Source organism: Spiroplasma apis B31 (genome assembly GCF_000500935.1).
GTDB lineage: Bacteria > Bacillota_I > Bacilli_A > Mycoplasmatales > Mycoplasmataceae > Spiroplasma_A > Spiroplasma_A apis.
Genome location: NC_022998.1, coordinates 885048 through 907292, shown reverse-complemented (window position 1 = coordinate 907292; position 22245 = coordinate 885048). Strand labels below are relative to the sequence as shown.

The 22245-nt window shown below is 33.4% G+C and carries 13 protein-coding genes and 3 rRNA genes; all 16 read left to right on the top strand.

Annotation, left to right across the window (positions count from 1 at the left end):
- Positions 1-450 precede the first annotated feature (450 nt).
- The 16 genes from SAPIS_RS03900 to ftsZ all read left to right on the top strand — a co-directional run bounded on the left by SAPIS_RS03900 (position 451) and on the right by ftsZ (position 21437).
- A 16S ribosomal RNA gene (locus SAPIS_RS03900) occupies positions 451-1969 on the top strand.
- Positions 1970-2257: 288 nt separating this feature from the next.
- Positions 2258-5166 (top strand): 23S ribosomal RNA (locus SAPIS_RS03895).
- A 105-nt stretch (positions 5167-5271) separates the two neighbouring features.
- A 5S ribosomal RNA gene (gene rrf, locus SAPIS_RS03890) occupies positions 5272-5377 on the top strand.
- The 16S, 23S and 5S rRNA genes sit together here, the layout of an rRNA operon.
- Before the next feature lie 61 nt (positions 5378-5438).
- Entirely contained in the window at positions 5439-6026 is a 588-nt protein-coding gene (locus SAPIS_RS03885; RefSeq protein ID WP_023789857.1) for a hypothetical protein, read from the top strand.
- Positions 6027-6064: 38 nt separating this feature from the next.
- Positions 6065-7117: a phenylalanine--tRNA ligase subunit alpha gene (gene pheS / locus SAPIS_RS03880; RefSeq protein ID WP_023789855.1), complete on the top strand. Its 1053-nt coding sequence runs from the start codon at positions 6065-6067 to the stop codon at positions 7115-7117.
- 11 nt (positions 7118-7128) lie between these two features.
- Positions 7129-9540, top strand: coding sequence for a phenylalanine--tRNA ligase subunit beta (gene pheT, locus SAPIS_RS03875; RefSeq protein ID WP_023789853.1), 2412 nt, complete (start codon positions 7129-7131; stop codon positions 9538-9540).
- A gap of 1 nt (position 9541) precedes the next feature.
- Positions 9542-10036 carry a YceD family protein gene (locus SAPIS_RS05230; protein ID WP_023789851.1) on the top strand — a complete coding sequence of 165 codons (495 nt, stop codon included), beginning with the start codon at positions 9542-9544 and terminating at the stop codon, positions 10034-10036.
- 19 nt (positions 10037-10055) lie between these two features.
- The gene (gene rpmF / locus SAPIS_RS03865) at positions 10056-10232 is read left to right on the top strand and encodes a 50S ribosomal protein L32 (RefSeq protein WP_023789849.1); all 177 of its coding nucleotides are present in this window, start codon (positions 10056-10058) and stop codon (positions 10230-10232) included.
- 322 nt (positions 10233-10554) lie between these two features.
- A complete protein-coding gene (locus SAPIS_RS03860) occupies positions 10555-12360 on the top strand; it encodes an ABC transporter ATP-binding protein (protein WP_023789847.1) in 1806 nt (601 codons plus the stop codon).
- A gap of 18 nt (positions 12361-12378) precedes the next feature.
- Positions 12379-13989 (top strand): ABC transporter ATP-binding protein/permease, encoded by a 1611-nt coding sequence (locus tag SAPIS_RS05315; protein ID WP_023789845.1) that lies wholly within the window; start codon positions 12379-12381, stop codon positions 13987-13989.
- Positions 13990-14161: 172 nt separating this feature from the next.
- Positions 14162-14467, top strand: coding sequence for a hypothetical protein (locus tag SAPIS_RS03850; RefSeq protein ID WP_023789843.1), 306 nt, complete (start codon positions 14162-14164; stop codon positions 14465-14467).
- A 92-nt stretch (positions 14468-14559) separates the two neighbouring features.
- A complete protein-coding gene (locus SAPIS_RS03845; RefSeq protein WP_023789841.1) occupies positions 14560-17229 on the top strand; it encodes a fructose PTS transporter subunit IIB in 2670 nt (889 codons plus the stop codon).
- Between the two features lie 114 nt (positions 17230-17343).
- Positions 17344-17775, top strand: coding sequence for a division/cell wall cluster transcriptional repressor MraZ (gene mraZ / locus SAPIS_RS03840; protein ID WP_023789839.1), 432 nt, complete (start codon positions 17344-17346; stop codon positions 17773-17775).
- Positions 17776-17777: 2 nt separating this feature from the next.
- Positions 17778-18719 carry a 16S rRNA (cytosine(1402)-N(4))-methyltransferase RsmH gene (gene rsmH / locus SAPIS_RS03835; protein WP_023789837.1) on the top strand — a complete coding sequence of 314 codons (942 nt, stop codon included), beginning with the start codon at positions 17778-17780 and terminating at the stop codon, positions 18717-18719.
- 2 nt (positions 18720-18721) lie between these two features.
- Positions 18722-20164: an acetate and sugar kinases/Hsc70/actin family protein gene (locus SAPIS_RS03830; protein WP_023789835.1), complete on the top strand. Its 1443-nt coding sequence runs from the start codon at positions 18722-18724 to the stop codon at positions 20162-20164.
- Positions 20165-20180: 16 nt separating this feature from the next.
- The gene (gene ftsZ, locus SAPIS_RS03825; RefSeq protein ID WP_023789833.1) at positions 20181-21437 is read left to right on the top strand and encodes a cell division protein FtsZ; all 1257 of its coding nucleotides are present in this window, start codon (positions 20181-20183) and stop codon (positions 21435-21437) included.
- The last annotated feature ends 808 nt before the right edge of the window (positions 21438-22245 follow it).

The window sequence follows — 22245 nt, the reverse complement described above, 5'->3', positions numbered from 1 at the left end:
ATGTATATCTTTCTATTAAAGAAATAGTTTATGAATGCTAAACGGCTAACAAATTCTCTTTATAGTGTAAATAATTCTACTGAGATTGAATTTATTACAAATAAAAAACAATCTCAGTTCATAAAATTTGCTTTCTTTATTATCGTAAAAATTCAATAAAAAATGGTTTTTTTATTTTTATATGTGCTATTATTAGAAAGCCGTTAAGTAACTGCCTTTTCAATCGAAAATCATTATCTTAAAAAAAAGAAATAAAATAATGTAAAAATGATTGACAAACAATTTCATTTACGGTATATTTAATAACGTGCTTGTTTATCAAGCCATAAAACGATCTTTGAAAACTAGATAGAACAACAACAACCAATTTAATTTGTACAATATAATACAAGTTCAATTTTTTGAGAATACAAACAGATATAGTCATGAATCAAAATATTCGCATTAATTTTTAATGAGAGTTTGATCCTGGCTCAGGATGAACGCTGGCGGCATGCCTAATACATGCAAGTCGAACGGGGTGCTTGCACCCAGTGGCGAACGGGTGAGTAACACGTATCTAATCTACCTTTTAGTGGGGGATAACAGTTGGAAACGACTGCTAATACCGCATACGACACCATTTGGCATCAAAAGGTGTTAAAAGACCCGTTTGGGTCGCTAGAAGATGAGGATGCGGCGTATTAGCTAGTAGGTAAGGTAATGGCTTACCTAGGCAATGATACGTAGCCGAACTGAGAGGTTGATCGGCCACATTGGGACTGAGATACGGCCCAGACTCCTACGGGAGGCAGCAGTAGGGAATTTTTCACAATGGGCGAAAGCCTGATGAAGCAATGCCGCGTGAGTGATGACAGTCTTCGGATTGTAAAGCTCTGTTGTAAGGGAAGAACAGCTAGAAGAGGAAATGCTTTTAGTTTGACGGTACCTTACCAGAAAGCCACGGCTAACTATGTGCCAGCAGCCGCGGTAATACATAGGTGGCAAGCGTTATCCGGATTTATTGGGCGTATAGGGTGCGTAGGCGGTTGATTAAGTTTGAGGTTAAAGCCCGGAGCTCAACTCCGGTTCGCCTTGAAAACTGATTAACTAGAATACAGGAGAGGTAGATGGAATTCCATGTGTAGCGGTGAAATGCGTAGATATATGGAGGAACACCAGTGGCGTAGGCGGTTTACTGGCCTGTAATTGACGCTGAGGCACGAAAGCGTGGGGAGCAAATAGGATTAGATACCCTAGTAGTCCACGCCGTAAACGTTGAGTACTAAGTGTCGGCAATTGTCGGTGCTGCAGCTAACGCATTAAGTACTCCGCCTGAGTAGTATGCTCGCAAGAGTGAAACTCAAAGGAATTGACGGGGACCCGCACAAGTGGTGGAGCATGTGGTTTAATTCGAAGCAACGCGAAGAACCTTACCAGGGCTTGACATCCAGTGCAAAGCTACAGAGATGTAGTGGAGGCCAACATTGAGACAGGTGGTGCATGGTTGTCGTCAGCTCGTGCCGTGAGGTGTTGGGTTAAGTCCCGCAACGAGCGCAACCCCTATCATTAGTTACTAACATTCAGTTGAGGACTCTAATGAGACTGCTAGTGTAAGCTAGAGGAAGGTGGGGATGACGTCAAATCATCATGCCCCTTATGTCCTGGGCTACACACGTGCTACAATGGCTGGTACAAAGAGTCGCAATCCCGCGAGGGGGAGCTAATCTCAAAAAGCCAGTCTCAGTTCGGATTGAAGTCTGCAACTCGACTTCATGAAGCCGGAATCACTAGTAATCGCGAATCAGCAATGTCGCGGTGAATACGTTCTCGGGTCTTGTACACACCGCCCGTCACACCATGAGAGTTGGTAATGCCAGAAGCACGTATCCTAACCGTAAGGAGGGAGCGTACCAAGGTAGGATTAGCGATTAGGGTGAAGTCGTAACAAGGTATCCGTACGGGAACGTGCGGATGGATCACCTCCTTTCTATGGAGTATCATAGTTTAGAGAAAAAAAGCTGAGCGAATCGGTGTAACAGCTTATGAGTATATCTCGTTCTATCTAGTTTTCAGAGATTGTTTTGCGCCAATGCGGCGCAGCAATTTCTGAAAAGAAAATCGTTCTTTGAAAACTGAATATTAGATGAAAAAATAGACATTTAATTTTTCTTACGTTTAACAATAAAACGTAAAAATAGTAACTAAAATTACTAAGAAAAACTAAAATTTCAAAAAAATATAGATTATTTTATAATGCAAAATAGGTCTTTCTTTAAGAAAGTATAGTAAGGGCATATGGTGAATGCCTTGGAAAATGGAGCCGATGAAGGACGCGACTACCTGCGAAAAGCGCCGGGGAGCTGGAAGTAAGCTTTGATCCGACGATGTCCGAATGGGGAAACCTACTATGATTAATCTCATAGTGTCCATAACTGAATACATAGGTTATGTGAAGGGAACCTGGGGAACTGAAACATCTTAGTACCCAGAGGAAAAGAAAACGAATGTGATTCTGTAAGTAGCGGCGAGCGAAAGCGGAACAGGCCAAACCGGTCTTCGGGCCGGGGTTGTAGGACTCTTGTTAGAGTTACAAAGTTAGTGTATAGCAGAAGCTGTTGGGAAGCAGCGGCGTAGAGGGTGATACCCCCGTATGCGAAATGCACTAACCTCGAAAGAGTATCCTGAGTACGGCGGGGCACGTGAAACCCTGTCGGAATCTACCCAGACCACTGGGTAAGCCTAAATACTACCATTTTACCGATAGTGAACCAGTACCGTGAGGGAAAGGTGAAAAGTACCCCGTGAGGGGAGTGAAACAGTTCCTGAAACCATATGCTTACAAGAAGTCAGAGCCCGTTAATGGGTGATGGCGTGCTTTTTGTAGAAAGAGCCGGCGAGTTACGATATCATGCAAGGTTAAGCAGAAGATGCGGAGCCGTAGTGAAAGCGAGCCTTAATAGGGCGTTCAGTATGATGTCGTAGACACGAAACCGGGTGATCTAGCCATGAGCAGGTTGAAGTTAGGGTAAGACCTAATGGAGGACCGAACCAACGTTCGTTGAAAAGACCGTGGATGACTTGTGGCTAGGGGTGAAATTCCAATCGAACCCGGAGATAGCTAGTTCTCCCCGATATATCTTTAAGGATAGCGTCGAGGTTTAGAATTATGGAGGTAGAGCTCTGAATGTATGATGGCCCCACCTAGGGGTACTGATTACAATTAAACTGCGAATGCCATAATTTCATACTCGGCAGTCAGAACATGGGTGATAAGGTCCATGCTCGTGAGGGAAACAGCCCAGATCTACAACTAAGGTCCCTAAATATACGCTAAGTGTGTAAGGATGTGAAGGTGCACAGACAGCTAGGATGTTGGCTCAGAAGCAGCCACCATTTAAAGAGTGCGTAACAGCTCACTAGTCGAGTGCCTTTGCGCCGAAAATGTACCGGGGCTTAAGCGGATTACCGAAGTTTAGGATTTACAGCAATGTAAGTGGTAGGGGAGCGTTCTAATTGCAATGAAGTCAGACTGTGAGGACTGGTGGAGCGATTAGAAGAGATTATGCCGGCATGAGTAACGTTTGGGAGTGAGAATCTCCCATGCCGTTTGACCAAGGTTTCCTGGGCAAGGTTCGTCCACCCAGGGTTAGTCAGGACCTAAGGCGAGGCCGAAAGGCGTAGTCGATGGACAACAGGTTGATATTCCTGTACCACCTAATAAAGTGATGGAGTGACGGAGAAGGATAGTGGATGCCGGCTGTTGGATATGCCGGTCTAAATACAAAGGAGTGTACGTTGGTAAATCCGCGTGCTATAACTCTGAAGTATGATGGGGAGTGAACGCTACGGCTAGTAACGAAGTCCATGACTCCACGCTTCCAAGAAAAGCTTCTAGCGTTAATTTATTAGGTGCCTGTACCTAGAACGAACACACGTGGTCAAGGAGAGAATCCTAAGGCAAGCGAGATAACTATAGCTAAGGAACTCTGCAAAATAACCCCGTAAGTTAGCGAGAAGGGGTGCTCACTTTTAGTGAGCCGCAGTGAAGAGGAAGGGGCAACTGTTTAGCAAAAACACAGCTCTCTGCAAAGTCGTAAGACGAAGTATAGGGGGTGACGCCTGCCCAGTGCCGGAAGGTTAAGAGGAGATGTTAACTTAGGTGAAGCATTGAATTGAAGCCCCGGTGAACGGCGGCCGTAACTATAACGGTCCTAAGGTAGCGAAATTCCTTGTCAGGTAAGTTCTGACCCGCACGAAAGGCGTAATGATCCCTTCGCTGTCTCGGCTATAGACTCGGTGAAATTTTAGTACCAGTGAAGATGCTGGTTACCCGCAACTAGACGGAAAGACCCCGTGGAGCTTTACTATAACTTAATATTGAGTCTTGGTGTAACATGTAGAGGATAGGTGGGAGACGTTGAAGCAGTCACGCTAGTGATTGTGGAGTCATCCTTGGAATACCACCCTTGTTACATTGAGGTTCTAACCTAGACCCGTTATCCGGGTCAGGGACAGTGTTTGGTGGGTAGTTTGACTGGGGCGGTCGCCTCCTAAAAAGTAACGGAGGCGCCCAAAGGTACCCTCAGTACGGTTAGAAATCGTACGCAGAGCGCAAAGGTATAAGGGTGCTTAACTGCGAGACTTACAAGTCGAACAGATGCGAAAGCAGGGCTTAGTGATCCGGCGGTCCCGTGTGGAAGGGCCGTCGCTCAACGGATAAAAGTTACCCCGGGGATAACAGGCTGATCTCCCCCAAGAGTTCACATCGACGGGGAGGTTTGGCACCTCGATGTCGGCTCATCGCATCCTGGAGCTGTAGTCGGTTCCAAGGGTTGGGCTGTTCGCCCATTAAAGCGGTACGCGAGCTGGGTTCAGAACGTCGTGAGACAGTTTGGTCCCTATCTGTTGTGGGCGTAGGAAAATTGAGAAGAGCTGTTCCTAGTACGAGAGGACCGGAATGGACGCACCCCTGGTGCTCCTGTTGTCACGCCAGTGGCACAGCAGGGTAGCTATGTGCGGAAAGGATAATCGCTGAAGGCATCTAAGCGAGAAGCCTCCTTCAAGATGAGTTTTCCCATTCTTCGGAAGTAAGATCCCATGTAGACCACATGGTTGATAGGTTGGGTGTGTAAGCACGGCGACGTGTTCAGCTTACCAATACTAATAGATCGAGAGTCTTTCTAAAGAATACCTAAAACAAATTGCTTTATAAAGTATATATTCATTCTAATGTTCAGTTTTGAGAGAACGATTAGGTTTGCAAAAACCCATCTCTCAAAAAAATTCAGATCTGGTGGCCATAGCACTGAGGTCACACCTGTTCCCATGTCGAACACAGAAGTTAAGATCAGTAACGCCGACGATAGTATAATGCGAAAATAGGAAGCTGCCAGTTCAGAAGTAAAAAAGCTCGACAATTAGTCGGGCTTTTTTATATATATCTTTAAGGAGTTCAAATGGATAATATATTGGAAAAATTTAATCAAAAATTTAATCAAAAATTAAATAGGTTTCGTATTCACGATATAAATTTAAATTGATATTTTGAAGGCCTACCATCAATAATTAATGTAAATAATCTATATTCGATTGTTAATGCAATATTTAAAAGTGAGATGAACAAAGTTGAAGAAGATGACATAAAAAATAAAATTATTTGTCTTAGGAATTGCTTTATCGACAACTTTGACAATAATTTAAAACTTTTAGAGCTATACAAAAATTCTAATGAACATATTATTGATAATTATTTAACTCAATATTATGTGCTTTTGAAAACATTCATAAATGAGTCTTTGTTAGTCTATATTTTTCACAATAAAATACATAGTGATGTAATTTACAAAAATACTTATGTAGATGTTGACGATTTCTATAATATAAAAAAAGCCGAATTGCATCTACAAGTGTTAAAAATAAGAAAAATATTTGTTAGATCTGTTGTTACACTAAGTGAAGAGTTAAGTAAATTAGTTACCGATTTAGATGAATCAATAAATAATCAAAAATCATTAATTAAAAAACTTTTGAAAAAGATTATTTAGTATAATTATTATGCTGTAAAAATAGAAAAGGTGAGACTGTGATTAAAAAATTAGAAGAATTACTTAAAGATTTCAAATTAAAAGTAAATAATATAAAGACAAAAGAACAACTAGAGGAAGTTAAAAAAGAGTATACAGGTAAAGAGTCGCCTTTGAATCTTGTTTTAAACAATCTTAAACAACTTTCTTCGAGTGAAAAAAAAGAAGTAGGCTTATTTGCAAATAAAGTAAAAGCTGAGATATATGAAAAATTAAATGACCTTTTTGAAGAATTCTCGAATTTAGAATTACTAAACTTGCTAGAAAAGGAAAAGGTAGATATTACATTGCCAGGTGTTAGTATAAATCGTGGATCAAAACACCCCTTGAATATAGTTATTGACGAATTAAGTGATATATTTAGTGAAATGGGTTACGAAATGATCAATGGAACTGAATTGGAACTAGATGAGTATTGCTTCCAAAAATTAAACTTACCTATCGGCCATCCCGCTCGTGATATGCAAGATACATTCTACATAGACGAAAAAGTAGTGCTTAGAACACATGCTACTAATATGACAGCTAGACTTTTAACTAAATTATCAAAAAATATTAATAATGAGAAAAATATTGCAGCCATTAGTTACGGAAACGTTTACAGAAGGGATGACGATGATGCAACTCATTCTCATCAATTTATGCAAATTGATGGATTTGCAGTCGGACAAAAAATAAGCTTTGCCAATCTTAAATGAATTTTAGAATATATGTGTAAACGTCTTTTTTCTAATAAAACTCAAATAAGAATGAGACCGAGCTTTTTCCCATTTACCGAACCCTCAATAGAGGTAGATATTAGTTGTGTTAGTTGCGACGGATTAGGGTGTAAAATATGTAAATTTACAGGGTGAATTGAAATTTTAGGAGCAGGTATGATAGCACCTCAAGTATTAATTTTGAATGGGTTGGATCCTAATGAAGTTGGAGGTCTAGCATTTGGTATAGGAATTGAAAGAGTAGCTATGCTTAAATTTGGTATTAAAAATATTAGAGACTTTTACGAAAACGATATTAGATTCTTAAATCAATTCAAGTTTTTCGGAAATTAAAGGAGCAAAAAATGATAATTACAAGAAATTGATTGGAAAACTTTATAGACCTTGTGGGAGTTAAAGATAACGAAATAACTGTTGCATTGAACTCACTTGGTTTTGAAGTTGACTCATACAAGACTTTCAAGGATTTAAATCAAAGACTAATGTTAGGTCATATCGGAAATGTAAGTAAAATTGATGGAACACATCTGAATTTTTGTTTTGTTGACAAGGGTGAAGATTTGGTTTCTCCAATTGTTTGTGGTGCAGACAATGTTGCAGAAGGTCAATATGTTGTGCTTGCAGAACCAGGGTCAAAAATCTCAACTGGTCTAGAATTACAAACAAAGGAAATTAAAGGAAAAACATCTGAAGGGATGATTTGTTCCTTAATTGAATTAGGAGTTGACCCAAAAAACCTTACAGAAAAAGAGATTCAAAGTATATACGAAGTTCATACAAAAAAAGATACATATAGTTATATCGGGAATAAAAAGATTTTAGACATTATCGGTTTTAATGACTCATTATGAGAAGTTGATTTGACGCTAAATCGTAGTGACTGTTTAGCTGCATTTCAGTTATTGAAAGAGTTAGCTAACTATTTTGATAAAGAAATTATAGACATTTCTCAATCTTTTGAAGCAAAAGTGGACAATAAAAATAACGACCAAATCAAGATTTCTTGAGAAAAAGACGTTGATGAACACATAAACTTCGCTGGGTCTCAAATTTTTAACATAAAAGAGATTTATTCATTAGTAGAAAATAAACTTAAAGTTTACTCAGAACATGATCTATGACTAAAATTCAATGGTGTTAAAACTACAGATAATTTTTGACTTGATTTAAGTAATATTATTGCTATTGAAACTGGACAACCAATTTTATTTTTAGATGAAAAAGTTTTAAATAAGGAATTAAAAATTAAAAATGAAACTAGTGATGACAAGACAACAAATTTGCAACTATTAAATGGTGATGAAATTATCTCTACTTTAGGAATGAGTATTGAGAAAGATTATTTGCCAAACGGCGATAGTAAGAAAGTTGTTGTTGTGTACCTTTCACTAAATCCAATACTTATGAGAAAACAACAAAAGGTACTTAATATTTCAAGTGTTTCTTTACAAAGGTGAATGAAACCAATTAGTACAGAACTTTATCAATTAGCAGAAAAAAGAATCACTTATTGAATGAATTATTATAATTTATATGATTCTTCTAGCTCTATTGAGATGTTTAAACAACTTAAACAGTCTACAAAAACTATTGAAATATCTTTGGAATTTATTAATGATTACTTAGGTATGAGTTTAAGTGTAAAAAACATAAAGAATTTATTTAGAACATTAGATTTTGAAATAGAAATAAAAGATAATCTTTTAACTTTCAACATTGATAAATTCAGAACGGATATTCAAAATAAAGCTGATATAGTTGAAGAAATTGCCCGTTTATACGGATATAACAATATTCCATCAGTTGCACCAAGTATAGTAACACACTCTAAAGAAAAAAAACTTTCTCAAAACTTAAAAAAAATGGTTGAAAATCACTTAATAGGACTGGGATTTAATAATACTAAAACTTATTCGTTGATGAATCACAAAGAAGTTTTACATTGAGATCTTTTCAATGTAAATAATCCGGTGAAATTATTATCTCCTTTAAGCCAATTAAGAGAAGCTTATCGCTTAAGTTTATCTAAAAGCTTAATTGAAGTTGCGAGTCTTAATTACTCAAGAAATAATAAAAATCTCAAACTTTTTGAGTGTGCAGATATTTATAACTATGATAACAAAAGAGAATCGCACGTCGCTTTTTTGATATCTAGTGATAGTTTCAGCCAAAAAGCACACAATTATAAAGTCGAACCAGATTTCTTTTTTGTTAAAGGAATTATGGAGTCAGTTTTAAGTATTTATCAAATAAGCCTTTTAGATATTGAACTAAAAGCTATGAATTCAAAAATTAATGAGATACACCCGTATTTAAATGCTGAAGTTATGTATAAAGATTCTTTAATTGGATTTATTTTTAAGTTAAATCCAAAATACGAAAAAACATTAAAACTAGATAATACTTTTTTAGTTGAACTTAATCTAAATGCAATTGAAGAGCTATATAATCAAAAAATAAGATTAAAAGAAATCTCAAAATACCAAAAAACTTCTAGAGATCTTACAATATTATTAGACGATAAAGACCGTTATAGCGATATCATTAAAAAAATAACCCACGATGTAAATTTCATAACAAAAATTGATTTAGTGGATATTTATCAAGATGAATTATTGAAAAAAAACAACAAAAAAGCAGTCTCAGTTAGTTTTGAGTTCAATGACTTAGAAAGACAACTAAATGACGAAGATGTGATGGCAGAATGACAAAAGTTACAAGACAAGCTACTTGAATTAAATATTGAGGTGAAATAATTTGCTTAAAAAAGATATAGAACTTAAAAAAAATATTGATTTAGATTTAACTTATTCAGATATCGACAACTCAAATTTTGAACATGCCTTACTTAAAAAAATAGATAAAATTGAAATCAAGGGTAAATTAGTATACCAGGATTCTATAAAGGGTATATATATCAAAGCAAAAATATGTGCAGATTATCAAGCATTAGACGCACGTGATGGAAGTGAAATATCTATCACTAACGAAACTCTTGATTGAGAAGATGAGTACTTCTTTGAATCAAAAGATGATCAACACAACATAGTTATTGGTGAACAATTTGATATACTAGGTTACGCAGTTTCTCAAATAGTTTTAAATATTCCTATTAATTTCACAAAAAACTATGGTAAAATTTCATTTGTCGGTAAAGATTTTAAACTTATGTCTGAAGAAGAATACCAACAAGAACAAGCAGAAAAATTAGATCCTAGATGAAATAAACTTAAGGATTTAGTAAAAGAATAAATAATCGGAGGTGTAAAACATGGCTGTACCATTTAGAAAAACCAGTAAAGCTGCAAAAAATAAAAGAAGAAGTCATCTTGCTTTAGTTAGTTCAGCTATCATTTCGTGTCCAAACTGCGGAAGCATGATAAAACCACACAGAGTTTGTCGTGAATGTGGTTACTACAAAAACAAAGAAGTAAAAAAAGTAGGTTAATTTAAACAAGTATATCTTGTTTTTTTTTTTTTTTTAATATTAGCAGTTCAATAAATTATAAATGATTTCCAAGTTATTGCTAAATTATGATTATGCTTGCTTTTTAATTCTTTATATTTAAAATTATATTAATGAAGGGAGGGCATGATATGCAAAAACACAAAAGTTATACAAACTCAAAAATGCCCTTAATCGGTCTATTAGTTAGCATAAATGATAATCCTTTAAATTAGCTCAGCTCTTTAATGATAATTTTTAATATACAAATTACCTGTGAAGGTAAAATTTTTAATAGCAAAAAATAGAAAAGAAGGTTTATTATATGAAAAAACAAGGAGGAGCAATGTTAAAAACAATTGCTCACTATTATAAAAAAGAGTGGAGGCTCACGGCAATTATGTTATTCTTGATAATGATAATTGTTTCTTGTGCAGTGATGTTTCCTTTATTAACACAACAAATGATTATGGCCGTTAGGGTTGCTAGTGGGGGCAAAGAAGTTATATCATCAGGTATAATAAGTTATTGAGGCTTATCTTGAGTTACACTAATTTATATTTCATTAGGTGTGATTATTACTTACGGTGTATCTTCATACATATATGACTTTATTGCATATATTATGGGTAAGAGAATTGAAATAAGTTTACGTAATCGATCACTTGAAAGTTTAGTTAGACAAGATATATCGTATTATTCAAACAAAAAAATAGGTAGCATATTAACGAAAGTGATTTCAGATACTCAAATTGTTGGAGATCAAGCTGTTCAAGTTCCCTTACAATTTGGAATATCTTTTTTTGAAATCTTAGCATCTGCAATTATGATGTTTATACTGAGTTGGCAGTTGGCAGCTATCACAATGACTATATTTTTACTTATTATGATAGTAATGGCCTTTTGCTACTTAGCTACGAGAAGAAAGTTTCACAAAGTACGTGAAGTTATTACCGAAATCAATGGTAATGTAACTGACAGAGTAGCAACTATTAGACTTATTAAATCTAATGGGACTGAAAATTATGAAACTGACAGATTTCATAGAGTTCACCAAAACTACTACAAAAAATCAATTGTTATTGGTAAAATACAGTCATTTATGTTAACAACAATGTGGGCTGGTATATTTGTTTTGCAATTCTCAGTGATAATATTTTCAATGATATTATTCGGGGGTAAAAGCGGCGGAGTAACATTTTTTGATACGACATTTATTGCTTTTACATTAGCACAACAAATTATGATCGGACCGTTATTCCAAATAATGAATGCTTTATTTGGTTTATCACAAGCTACCGTAGCAGCTCAAAGAGTCGATGATACAATTAATGTTACATCAATTTTAGACCCACATTATAATAGTGGTATAAAAATTGATAAACTAAAGGGAAAAATAATATTTGATGAAATTGAGTTTAGGTATCCAGAAAAACCTAAAAAAATTATTCTACCTAAATTTAGTTTTGTCTTTGAAGAAGGTAAAAGTTATGCTTTTGTTGGAGAAACAGGTAGTGGTAAATCAACAATTGCTAAGTTGTTACTAAGATTTTACGACCCATCAGAAGGTAAAATAATTATCAATGACAATATAAACTTAAAAGATATCAATCTGGAGAGTTATTTGGCGCATATAGGTTATGTTGAACAAGAGCCTCAAATACTTTATGGTGATGTTTACGAAAATATTCGCTATGGTTGTTTTGGAGCTTCTGATAATGAGGTAATGGAAGCGGCAAAAAAAGCAGAACTACACGAATTAGTTTTAACTTGACCCGATGGATATGATACTATTTTAGGAGAAAGGGGATTTATGTTATCTGGTGGTCAAAAGCAGCGCTTAGTCATAGCCAGAATGTTCCTAAAAAACCCTAAAGTACTAATTTTAGATGAGGCCACAAGTGCTTTAGATAATATTGTAGAGCAAGAGATCCAACAAAAATTAGATGATTTAATGAGGGGTAGAACTACAATCTCTATTGCACACCGTTTAAGTACCATAAAAAATTGTGATGAAATAGTAGTATTGGGAAAAAACGGCCAAGGAATTGTTCAAAGAGGAGATTTTGAAACTCTTAAAAAAGTTAAAGGTCATTTTCAAAATTTATACAAAGCAGGTTTGATGGAATAATAAATTAGGAGATTTAGAATGAGAAATGAAACAATGAGTTTAAAAAAGCAATCAAAAGAGATTGACTTATCAAAACCATTAATAGAATTAAAAAATATTACAAAAACTTATAAAACAAAAAAAGCATTAAACAATATAAATTTAACAATTATGCCAGGAGATAGAATTGGTGTCATTGGTGCTAACGGTGGTGGGAAATCTACTCTAAGTGAAATAATTGGAGGTATTAGAAAACCAACCTCAGGACAAGTTATTCGTCAAGAAAACTTGAAAATTGGTTTACAATTTCAAGAATCTAGATATCCAATAGGAATAACTGTTTTTGATATGATCAAATACTATTTAGAGGCTTTCAATGTTCCTATGTCAGAAGAAGAACTCACAAAATTATTAAAAAGATATCAAATTAATCCTTTTCGTAACAAATTTTTGGAGAGGTTAAGTGGTGGTCAACAACAACGCGTTAATATTTTGCTAAGTATGATTCATAACCCAGATTTAGTAATATTAGATGAAATATCTACTGGATTGGATATTGAGGTTCGTGGTGAAATCTTTGAATTTATTCGTGAGAATGTGATTGAAAAGAATAAAGCGATGTTTTTAGTTACCCACATTATGACTGAAATTGAAGACCTATGTGAAAAATATATTTACATAAGTGATGGAGAAATCAAAGATGCTGGATTAGTATCTGATATTATCAAAGAACATGGCTCAATTTACAACTATACATGAAAAAGATTTAAAGATGATAAAGCAGCCAAAAATATCAACGAAGAAATTGAACAAAATCTTTTAAAGAAAAAAAATAAGATAGACAAAATCGTTAATACAAGCAGAAAAAAAGGAAAGCACATACCACTGATAAATCTCCTTTTAAAATATTATTTTAAAGGTTTTGCAGTTCCATTCTTTGTCTTGGCATTTCCTATCATACTTTTATTTTTAGAAGGATTTGCTTTTAAAGGTGTAAAGTTCAATCCAAATACTAATGATTATGATTTATTGCACACCTTGGTAGGGTCACTGGCCGTTCTTCAGATCATATCAGTGGGAATATTTATTATTCCACAAACTATAATTGAGTTTAAAAACTCTGTTTTATTAAAGCGAATAGGCGCCACTACCATTAAGCCTGTATCATTTGTTTTATCTGTTGTTATAATGGGATTTATATTTATGATAATAGGTTTTCTTTGAACACAATTGTGGGCTGGAATATTTTTTGGGTCAACTTATACTTGAGAATTGGTTGCTATGCCAAAACAATTTTTAGAAATGATACCATTTTTTGTAATTATCTTGGTTTCATCCGTAACATTAGGAACTATGCTTTCAAGTGTATTTAACTCAACAACTACTTATATTGCAATCTCGAATGTGATTTATGTGCCAATCGCCTTTTTATCTGGTTCAATAATGCCAATTGATTTGATAATGAATAGCGATATTCTTAAATATGCTACTTATCTAAATGTATTCAAATATTGTATCGATCCTTTTAATGCAGCTTGAAATGGTACATTTGATTTAGACACTAAGTTTTGTATATTTTTAGGAATCTCAATAGTTCTAGCTGTAGGCTATGCAACAATCACTTCTTTAAGATTAAAATGAGAAAATTAAACATAAAAACTGAAACGTTTTTTAACTATAATTTATGAACACTAGCTTAACTAGTGTTTTTTTTATCTCAAGAATTAAGGCCTCATTTAAATTAGAAGTTATCAATTACATACGAAAATACATAAAATACTCCAAAAAATCGTCGATAGTTATATTGAAAGGAGACAAAAAAATGACGAATTTATTCAAAGAAATATCAGCTGAATTGATGAATATTTCCATATGTATTGCAATTGCAGAAAATGACTTAGTCAGCGAATTTCTAGATTACGAAGATAAAACTTTAAGTGACTTGATTAAATCTGTTAATCCAATTAAAGCTTTAGATCTAACAAATTCCATATATTATCATTATTCAAACTTCATGAATGAAGTTTCTGGATTGGTTAGCCATGAGTCTTATCAAGAACTTAAAGAAACAGAACGAAAAGCATATCATAAGACAGTCAAGATTATTGAAAGTACAATAAAACATTAAAAAATATTCCATTAAATTAGACTTATTTAGAATTTATTCTTGTAAAGTAATATAATCTTAAATGTGGTGGAACCCATGAAAGGAGTTACTTTATGAATGAAAAAATTATCAATACGGAATACATTTTTTTAAATATCGATATCAAAAGTAAAGAAGAACTATTTTCACACATATCTAATAATGCTTATAAATGAGAAATCGTAAAAAGTATACCAGAATTGATAGAAAGTTTTAAAGAACGAGAGACTTTATCATCAACAGCACTTGGCGGTGGCTTTGCTATACCACACGCGAGAAACCCCAAAATTGCTAAACCTGCTGTGTTCGTATATAGGTTTACCAAGCCCATTGTTTGAGATGACGAAAACGAAGTTGAAGTTGCAATAGTTTTGTTGGTGCCAGAAGGCACCGGTACTTACTTAGATATATTAAGTGGTATAGCAACAAAATTAATGAGCGAGAAAAATAAAGATTTTTTGAAAAATTGTCAAAATAAAACGGAAATAACATCGTTTCTTATTAGTGAAGAAACTAAAAGTCCGACAAAAGAAACTCAAAATGAGAAATCTATCAGAGTAGTGGGTGTAACAGCATGTGCTACGGGTGTGGTTCACACTTATATGGCTAGAGAAGCAATATTAGATGCTTCAGCCAAAATGGATTGATTTGCTGAAGTGGAAACTCAAGGACAAAAAGGTCCAGAATTTATATTATCGTCAGAGTCTATCAAAAAGGCCGATGTAGTAATTTTGGCAAATGATATAGCAATCAATACTGACAGATTTGTTGGTAAAAAAATATATAAAGTTGGTACAAAACCCTTAATAGAGGATCCTGTTTTCCATTTGCGACAATCTCTGATAAAAAGCAAAGAAATGAAGGTTGATAGTAATAATGAAGGAACAGGTTTTGATCTTAAAGATGGGAAAGCTTGAATAAGACATATAATGAGTGGTATATCATTTATGATACCCTTTATTGTTTTTGCTGGGATTGTTTTTGCTATAGTAACAGGAATCGGTAAACTAACTTATGGAACCTGGCTAGACTATAGTGGAAAACTTAATGGAAATTCAAATACTTACGTCCAAAGCGGTGTCTCACTACATAACCTAGATGTAAAAGGGGGAGCAACCTGAGAAGCAATTAGAGGTGATGATGGTAGTTATACTGCGACTATCACGATAAATAGTGCTTTTATATCAATACTTTATTACTTAAATCAGTTCGCTAACATAGGTTTTGGTGTGATGATTCCGGTGATGGGAGCTTATATTGCTAACTCAATTGGGGGAAGAAGTGCTATTACTCCGGCCTTCATTTTGACTAGTGCAGGAACCAACCCTTCGATGTGATGACATTGAGGTATTTTCCACAGTAACATAACTTCACCAATGACAGGAGACGAAGTTTCTATGGACACTTTGTTCCCAAGTAATGGTGGTGGTATATTCGCTGCTCTTTTATTTGGTTTTTTAGTTGGTCACACTGTTAAGTGAATCAACACTAAATGAAAGGTAAGTAACTATTTAAAACCAATTATGCCAATCATCATAATTCCAGTATTCGTAACCTTAATTTACGGAATATTTACTTTATTCTTATTTGGTAATATATTCGGGTTATTAATGGGATATTTCAATTACGGTTTACAAAAAATGGAAAACTCTAAAATGGGTATGGCTGCGCTTGGACTTGTTTTAGGATTGATTGCCGGTATTGATATGGGTGGACCAATCAATAAAATTGCTTCATTTGGTGCAACCGCATTGATTCCAACAGATGGTGGTAAGGCAATGGGTTGTGCTGCAGCTGCCTTCGCAATTGCTCCACTTGGTGCAGGAATATGTTCACAAATATTTAGAAAAAAATTTAAACAAGACCAAGCATTAGGTGTAAATGCAACAATACTTGGGTTTATGGGTATTTCTGAAGGTGCCATTCCTTTTGCTGCTAAATATACTTGAGCTGCCTTCTTACCAAACATCATTTGTTCTGGGGTCGCTGGTATGCTAGCTGGAATGTTCCATGTATCTGGTTGAGTCGGTGCGTGAGGTGGTCCTATTATTGCTTTATTTGGTGGTGTCACTACGTGGGAGATGAGCTACATAGGTGTATTATGGTATTTATTAGCGATTGTTATCGCTACAACCATGCACGTATTTATGTTCAGATTTTTAGTAGAAATCCAATCCGATAAAGGGCAAATAGGTTCTGTTAAAAAAGCACATATAGAACTAATGGAGAAAATGAATAAGGAATTTATAAATGAGAAAAACTTGTTTAAAAGCAAAATTATGGATATAAATAAAGAAAAAAATAGTATATCAAAACTTAAAAAAAATAAGAAAATTGCTTATCTTGCAAAAAATGAAAAATATAATTACTCATTAGAGAAAATAAATATTCATTTTAAAGAACTTCTACATAAACATAAAGCATTTAAAAATAAAGAAAAAAGCATTTATAAAAAACATATAATTAGCGAAAGAATAGCTTTAAAAGCAAACAATACTGATATCAAAAACTATAAAATGCAACAAAAAAAATTGATGAAACAACTTGTAACTGAACAACAAGCAAAACTAAGATCTCTTACTAATGTTTTAGATCAAAACATCAAAAAAACTAAAGCAGAAAAACTCAAAACAGTAATACAAAATGCAAAAGAGAAATATAAACTAGAAGTAGAGAATTATATTTCTACATTTAGAGAACCTTCTCTATTCAACTACAACCAAGAAATAATGACTATTTCATAAATAAATAACTCACCTTAAAAGTGAGTTATTTTTAAAACTAAAAGAAAAAAAACTTGATTATGTAAAGAAGTGGTATATAATAATTAGTGTGTGGGAGAAAGTGGGGGAAAATGTATGCTTCTAGGTACTTTTGAGCATAATCTTGATGATAAGTTGAGGTTAACAATACCATCAAAACTTAGAAATAAGTTAGGTGACTTAATATTTGTGTCAAAAGGCATAGAGAATTGTCTAGAAGTGAGAACCCCAGAGAATTTTAAAAAGCTACTTTCTGATTTAGGGCAAAAAAGTAGTTTTAATTCTTCAACTCGTAAAATAGAACGTTTAATTTTATCTAATTCAGATGAAATTAGCATCGACAATGCAGGAAGAATAAAAATCCCAACAAATTTATTGGATAAAGTTAATATCTCAAAACAAGTTTATATCTTAGGGCTAGGAGATAGAGTTGAAATTTGAGATAAGTTTGTATATGAAAAAATGATTGAGGAAACTGATGAACTAGAGATATATGAAGCAGCAGAACAATTGGGCGGAGCAAAATAAAGATGCAAAAACATACATCTGTATTATTAAAAGAATCATTAGAATTATTAAATATCAAAGAAGATGGTATTTATGTCGATTGCACATTAGGGCGTGCAGGACATAGTGCTGAAATATTAAAAAAAATAAAAAAAGGTCATTTATTTGCGATTGATCAAGATATTGAAGCTATCAAGGAAAGTGAAAGTGTACTAAAAGAAATTGCAAATAATTTCACCATTATGCAAGGAAATTTTGAAAATATAAAAGTTTTACTTGCATTAGAAGGTGTCGAAAAAGTTGACGGTATTTTATTTGATTTAGGTGTCTCATCACCACAGTTTGATGTTGGTGATAGAGGATTTAGTTATCGATTTGATGCTGAATTAGATATGAGAATGGATAAAATAAATAATCAACTTACTGCTAAATTTGTCATAAATAATTATTCTGAAAGAGAACTTGCAGATGTTTTTTTTAAATACGGTGAAGAAAGTTTTTCATTTCAAATAGCAAGAAACATAATTAAATACCGTGAGAAAAAACCACTAGAGACAACATTCGAACTTGTTGATGTCATTAAAAAATCTTTACCTCAAAAAGTTTTGAAAAAGAAAAAACATCCAGCAAAGAAGGTTTTTCAAGCATTAAGAATATTTGTTAACAATGAACTTGAAGTTTTAAAAAAATCTTTAAGCCACTCACTAGAATTACTAAATAAAAATGGAAGATTAGTAGTTATTACCTTTCATTCCTTAGAGGAAAAAATTATTAAAGATATTTTTAAAGCAAATACCGTGCATTCAAGTGATAAGTTTATTGCTAAATTACCAATACAAGTTGATCTGAAGAATAAAGATTTTGAGTTAGTTATTAAAAAACCAATTGTTCCAAGTGATGTGGAATTAGAAAATAATAGAAGGTCGCGAAGTGCTAAGTTGTGGTCTATAAAGAAAGTGAGTTAATTATGATTGAAGAAGTTTATGCAGCTTTAGAAATTACTAAAAAAGAAATCCGTTTTATTGTTGGTAAATACCGTGATAGCAGAGAACTTAAAGTAATTTTTAAAGATAAAGTTAAAGGTAATTGATTAAATGACCGAGATGAAGTTGTTGATATTAATGCAGTATGTCATCGTGTTAATAGAGCAATAAATAGATATGAAATAACTTTTAAAGAAAAACTTGAGAGTATAGCGGTGGTCTATCCGACAAAAACATTAAATATCAAACAAGCTTCTCCAGTTGTTTTTCTTGAAAAACATCCTAAAATATTTGGTGAGAAAGAAATCGAAGAACTTCATTCACTTGCCAAAAAAGTTAACTTCGATGAAAAAAACATAGTATTTAATATTAGGCCATATTCTTTTACAATCAATAATACCATTTCAAAGAGCGAACCACCGATTGGTGTAATGGCTAATTCTGTTACAATGAAAGCAAAAGTTTACACAATTGCCAAAGAGGTTTATGAGAGTCATAATAAGATTATTGAGAAATGTAACAAAACTATCTTGAACAAAAACAATCGTCTTTACGCATTGGCATTACAATGTGCCCAGAACGAGAATTTTAGAGAAAACTTTGTTTTAGTTAACTGGGACATTAATCAAATTGATCTTGGTTTTTTTGGTAAGGAAACACTTGTAAAAGTAATTACTATTAATTCAGGTGTTAATTCAATTGTAGAATCATTAGCTAATAAGATGTATTCTAAGTATGATGTTGCTGAGAAATACCTTTTTAAACTTACGGATTTTGCAACACAAAATCAAAAAAGTGTTCCTATATACAGAAAATATTTAAATGATAAAAAAATTACTCATGAACTAACATCTTCAGAAATTAAGGATATGTTAATGTATGATTTCAAAGGAATTATAAAAATAATCGATAAACAAATTGAAAAAGAATTTGAAAACATACCACCAAACTTTAAAATTTATCATACAGGTAAAATAACCGAAGTCTCTGGTTTTGAAAAGATTTTATTGGAAAGTAAATATAAAACAAAGTCTTTAATTTACTTCTCTGTTGTAACGGGTGCTAGCGAAATATGAGCAACTGCTTTATGTGGAGCCATTTTGTACAATCATATTAAAAATAAGCACAAAACTGTATTTAAGACAAGCACAAACACAATTGAGAGACCAATCAATTATCCAATGGGTCAACCGCCATTTGGATTTAATCAACACATAATTGGACCACAAGTCAACATTCCACCGAACGAAGGTTTTGAATATCAACAATTTCCACAGGGAATAAATAATTGAAATAGTCAAATTTATTATCCAAATCAAATACCTAATCAGGTGTATAATAATCAAAATAACAATCCCCAAAGTTTAAGAAACGATAGTAATATCGGACCTCAAAATGGTATTATAAATACGCAAAGAGATAGATAAAATAGGAGAGAATAATATGTCTGTAAATTTAGATTTTAATCAAGTTGCCAAAATTAAAGTTATTGGTGTTGGTGGAGGAGGTTGTAATGCCGTAAACCGCATGGTTGAAGAAAATCTTCAAGGTGTTGAGTTTATCGTTGCAAATACAGACTCACAAGTGTTAGCAGCAAGTTCAGCACCAACTAAGTTAATACTTGGTAAACAAACATCAAAAGGGCTTGGAGCAGGTGCTAATCCAGAAACTGGAAAACAAGCAGCTATTGAATCAGAAACTGAAATAAAAGAAGTTTTGTCGGGTGCAGATTTAATTTTTATTGCCGCTGGAATGGGTGGAGGTACTGGAACTGGTGCTGCTCCTGAGATTGCTAGAATAGCTATGGAAACTGGAGCTTTGGTTATCGCAATAGTAACAAAGCCTTTCCGCTTTGAGGGAAGAATGAGAAATTCATATGCTGTACAAGGTGTAAGTGAACTTAGAAAATATGTGGACTCAATAATTATTATCTCAAATGATCGCTTACTTGAAATTATTGGTGGAATTCCAGTGAAAGACTCATTCAGAGAAGCTGACAACATTTTAAAACAAGGAGTACAAACTATTACAGATCTAATTGCGGTTCCTGCTGTTATTAACCTCGATTTTGCTGACGTAAGAACAGTTATGCGCGGTAAAGGTAATGCTTTATTTGGTATAGGTATTGGTTCTGGGCCAGACAAAGCTATCGAAGCGGCTAACAAAGCAATAACTTCATCTCTCCTTGAAACTTCAATACGTGGAGCTAAAGATGCCATAATTAACGTAACTGGTGGAACAGAAGTTACGTTAAACGATGCTTATGATGCAGTTGATATTGTTCAACAAGCAAGCGGTGAGGACGTTAACTTCATTTTTGGTTTGGCAATTAATGAGCATCTTGGAGATGAATTGATTGTTACTATCATTGCCACTGGTTTTGATGAAGACTATGTTCAACCAAATATAAAAGTTGATAATACTTATAATCAAAAAGCTGAGCCAACAAAGGCTTCTGAAAAAGTAATTGAAGAACCTCGTTTAGAAACAGCTTACGAACAAAGAACATCTTTTATTAGTAACGCTGATAAAAGACCGTCTTATTTCCAACAAGATGATTCAAACAACATTGCTGGAAGAGTTGAAAATTGAAAAGAAGCTCATGTTCAACCTCAAGTTCAACCAGTTGCTCAAAAAATTGAAGATACTTCTGATGATGAAGATGGCGAATATCCAACTTTCTTGAAAAAAGAATGATAATTTAACAACTATACAACCATAAATACTAATAGTTATACAGAACATTCTGATAACCATATAGTTATTTGGTTTTTTTTATTTTTTTAAGAGATTTTATGTATACTAATTAGTTACGATAAAAAGGGGGTAATTAGGTGTTTCTTAATAATTAGATAACACAAACCCCCTATTAATGGGCTTTTAAGATGCTTGCTTTTTGCATTTTCTTTTGCTAGTATTTTATTAGGCGATGGAGGACAAAAAAAATGTCATGTTTATTAAACACCCGCAAAGTTAATAAAATGATTGCCTTTTTTGCTATTCCTACATTGTCATTTAAAAATATGTTTTTTAAATGCAATACTTACGTTAAAAATGGTGCGTACATTTGAAACGAAAAGAATTTGACTAACCGAATCGGATATTTATAAAATTTGGAAAACTATTTTAAATTACCATACTGATAAGTATTTTAATTTTTTAATAAATGAGAAAAAGTGTTTTATTTTATAAATGTTGATTTGGCAGTTTGTCAAAATATTTTATAAAAGGAAACACTCTTTTTTTTATGAATAATACTTAATATCAGTAATCTATCAAACTAGCATAATAGTAAATTTAAAAGTTTTTATTTAAGAGATAAATTAACTAAGTAATACTTTTGTATTTTTATAAATTATCTTTAAACATTAGTTTAAAATTTAATTGATGTTATTTATCAAAAAAACTATTGATCAAACTATTTATCTAAGTAAGTTAGAAACTAAAACTAAAGTTTTATAAGAAACATTAATTAATGTGCTAAAACTAAATATTTTACTTGCTTACT